Here is a 2,654-nt window from a genome sequence, read left to right on the forward strand (position 1 = left end):
ATTAAGTGTGGTATTATTTATTAGCGAAACGTTTCTCTCTTGATTTTTTTGCTCACTCATCAATTTTTCTTATTTTAAATTTACAATCCCTTTGGGGATTGACTTCTCTTTAGGGTAATTGATAGCCGTTAACTGACTGTTTTATGAGAAAAAGTGATATAACTTTTTATTCATTGCATAGCAGAAAATGTGATATTGCACGCACTATGTAATAACTTCTCCCACTGGCCTGGAACAACTGAACTTATTGAACTATGTTAGAAACTACGCCAGTTTAAGTATCTGCCTGAACTGGCAAGGTTAAGCACAATGATATATCGGCGCGTATTCCGTTGCATAAGTGTGCAAAAAAAGTGGAAGACGTATCGAGATTTGTGCGTCTGATCGAGACATGTTTAAAAATGGCTTGCCATAATTAACGTTGTATGTGATAACAGATTTCGGGTTAAACGAGGTACAGTTCTGTTTATGTGTGGCATTTTCAGTAAAGAAGTCCTGAGTAAACACGTTGACGTTGAATACCGCTTCTCTGCCGAGCCTTATATTGGTGCCTCATGCAGTAATGTGTCAGTTTTATCTATGTTATGCCTGCGGGCGAAGAAAACAATCTAAGGAATTTTTCAAATGGCAAAGATTAAAGGTCAGGTTAAGTGGTTCAACGAGTCTAAAGGTTTTGGCTTCATTACTCCGGCTGATGGCAGCAAAGACGTGTTCGTACACTTCTCCGCTATCCAGGGTAATGGCTTCAAAACTCTGGCTGAAGGTCAGAACGTTGAGTTCGAAATTCAGGACGGCCAGAAAGGTCCGGCAGCTGTTAACGTAACAGCTATCTGATCGAATCCACTGATCTGAAGTGTGAATACGCTTCAATCTCGCTATAAAGCCTCGTCGAATGCGAGGCTTTTTACTATGCTTTATCTTCGCTCCTGGCGTTCGGATATTTGCCCGCCGCGTGATTCGCGTTACACTTGCGGCCTTTAGTATCCTGCCGGAGTTGTCATGTCGTTTTCCTGTCCACTTTGCCATCAGCCTCTTTCGCGTGAAAAAAACAGCTATATCTGTCCCCAGCGACATCAGTTTGATATGGCGAAAGAAGGGTATGTCAATCTGCTGCCCGTTCAGCATAAACGGTCTCGTGATCCGGGCGACAGCGCGGAAATGATGCAAGCACGCCGCGCATTCTTAGATGCCGGACATTATCAGCCGCTGCGTGATGCAATTGTCGCCCAACTGCGGGAACGGCTTGATGAAAAGGCCACGGCGGTGCTGGATATTGGCTGTGGTGAAGGGTATTACACACACGCATTTGCCGATGCGTTGCCCGAAATCACCACGTTTGGCCTGGATGTCTCGAAGGTAGCGATAAAAGCGGCGGCGAAACGCTATCCGCAGGTCACTCTTTGTGTCGCTTCCAGCCACCGTTTGCCGTTTTCCGATACCAGTATGGACGCCATAATACGTATTTACGCGCCGTGTAAAGCAGAAGAATTAGCACGAGTAGTGAAGCCCGGCGGCTGGGTCATTACTGCCACGCCGGGACCGCGACATTTGATGGAGCTGAAGGGGCTGATTTACAATGAAGTACATCTTCATGCACCTCATGCAGAACAACTGGAAGGTTTTACATTACAGCAGAGTGATGAGTTGTGTTATCCGATGCGTCTTCGCGGTGATGAAGCCGTCGCATTATTGCAGATGACGCCGTTTGCCTGGCGTGCGAAGCCAGAAGTCTGGCAAACACTGGCAGCAAAAGAAGTGTTCGACTGCCAGACGGACTTTAATATTCACCTCTGGCAGCGTTCTTATTAACCGTGGAAGTGCGTCCAGAGGATCTGGACGCCGATGCCGATCAGTACCAGCCCGCCGAGAATTTCCGCTTTTTTCCCAATAATTGAGCCGATAAAGCGACCAACCATCATCCCTAATGTCGACATAATCAAGGTTGCACAACCAATGGCCAATGCGGTCGCGATAATGTTGACCTGCAGGAAAGCAAGACCAACACCCACAGCCATGGCATCCAGGCTGGTGGCAATCGCGGTGGTTACCAGTAGCCAGAAACCGTGCCGACGGCGCGGCTCTTCATCTTCATCATCTGCGCCACGAAAACCCTCAATAATCATTCGCCCGCCGAGGAATATCAGCAGCACAAACGCAATCCAGTGATTCCATTCAAGGACAAACCGGCTGGCTAACATGCCCATTCCCCAGCCGATCAGCGGCGTCAGGGTTTCGACGGCACCAAAAATAAGGCCGGTTCGCAATGCTTCAGAAAATTTCGGTTTATGGAGGGTGGCACCTTTACCGATTGATGCAGCAAATGCATCCATCGACATACCAAACGCAAGAAGAACAGTAGCAGTGATATTCATGACAACGTCCTGACCGGGGTATCCATAAAACACATCATCGCCCCCAGCAAACATGCATACATGAACAACAAGCCGCGATGGGTTTTCGCGTTCATGCAGGCATAGCGATTGATGTGCATATGGTCTCGCCTGACTGAAAGTCTTCAGTCCGTACGTGCCACGTTTTGCAACGAGTATGTTGACACGTACATTTCCGGAATCTGGAAATCAGCTACTCCCCAAATGAGGGCGCAACCTTAACATATTTTGAGAATATAAAACAACTGTTGGAATATATTATTT

Annotated in this window: 4 protein-coding genes; 3 read left to right on the forward strand and 1 reads right to left on the reverse strand. The window is 47.1% G+C overall.

Annotated elements, in window-relative coordinates; genetic code table 11:
* The first annotated feature begins 468 nt into the window (after nt 1-468).
* From E0D98_RS23175 to rlmA, 3 genes are all read left to right on the forward strand, one after another.
* On the forward strand, nt 469-612 hold the full coding sequence (locus E0D98_RS23175) for a DUF2627 domain-containing protein (RefSeq protein ID WP_001295496.1): 144 nt from the start codon (nt 469-471) through the stop codon (nt 610-612).
* A 12-nt stretch (nt 613-624) separates the two neighbouring features.
* Complete coding sequence (gene cspE, locus E0D98_RS23180; protein ID WP_001062678.1) at nt 625-834, forward strand: transcription antiterminator/RNA stability regulator CspE; 210 nt, start codon at nt 625-627, stop codon at nt 832-834.
* A 165-nt stretch (nt 835-999) separates the two neighbouring features.
* Complete coding sequence (gene rlmA / locus E0D98_RS23185) at nt 1,000-1,809, forward strand: 23S rRNA (guanine(745)-N(1))-methyltransferase (RefSeq protein WP_000010129.1); 810 nt, start codon at nt 1,000-1,002, stop codon at nt 1,807-1,809.
* Here rlmA and mntP read toward each other — a convergent pair.
* Complete coding sequence (gene mntP, locus E0D98_RS23190; RefSeq protein WP_001296134.1) at nt 1,806-2,372, reverse strand: manganese efflux pump MntP; 567 nt, start codon at nt 2,370-2,372, stop codon at nt 1,806-1,808. The two genes, rlmA and mntP, sit on opposite strands and share 4 nt — an antisense overlap.
* Nucleotides 2,373-2,654: the final 282 nt, after the last annotated feature.

The sequence above is a fragment of the Escherichia sp. KCJ4928 genome (assembly GCF_004352695.1).
Taxonomy (GTDB): Bacteria; Pseudomonadota; Gammaproteobacteria; order Enterobacterales; family Enterobacteriaceae; genus ECMA0423.

Coding starts and splice junctions, on each gene's coding strand:
- mntP (WP_001296134.1), bottom strand. CDS start 2,372: ATGAATATCACTGCTACTGTTCTTCTTGCGTTTGGTATGTCGATGGAT.
- cspE (WP_001062678.1), top strand. CDS start 625: ATGGCAAAGATTAAAGGTCAGGTTAAGTGGTTCAACGAGTCTAAAGGT.
- E0D98_RS23175 (WP_001295496.1), top strand. CDS start 469: ATGTGTGGCATTTTCAGTAAAGAAGTCCTGAGTAAACACGTTGACGTT.
- rlmA (WP_000010129.1), top strand. CDS start 1,000: ATGTCGTTTTCCTGTCCACTTTGCCATCAGCCTCTTTCGCGTGAAAAA.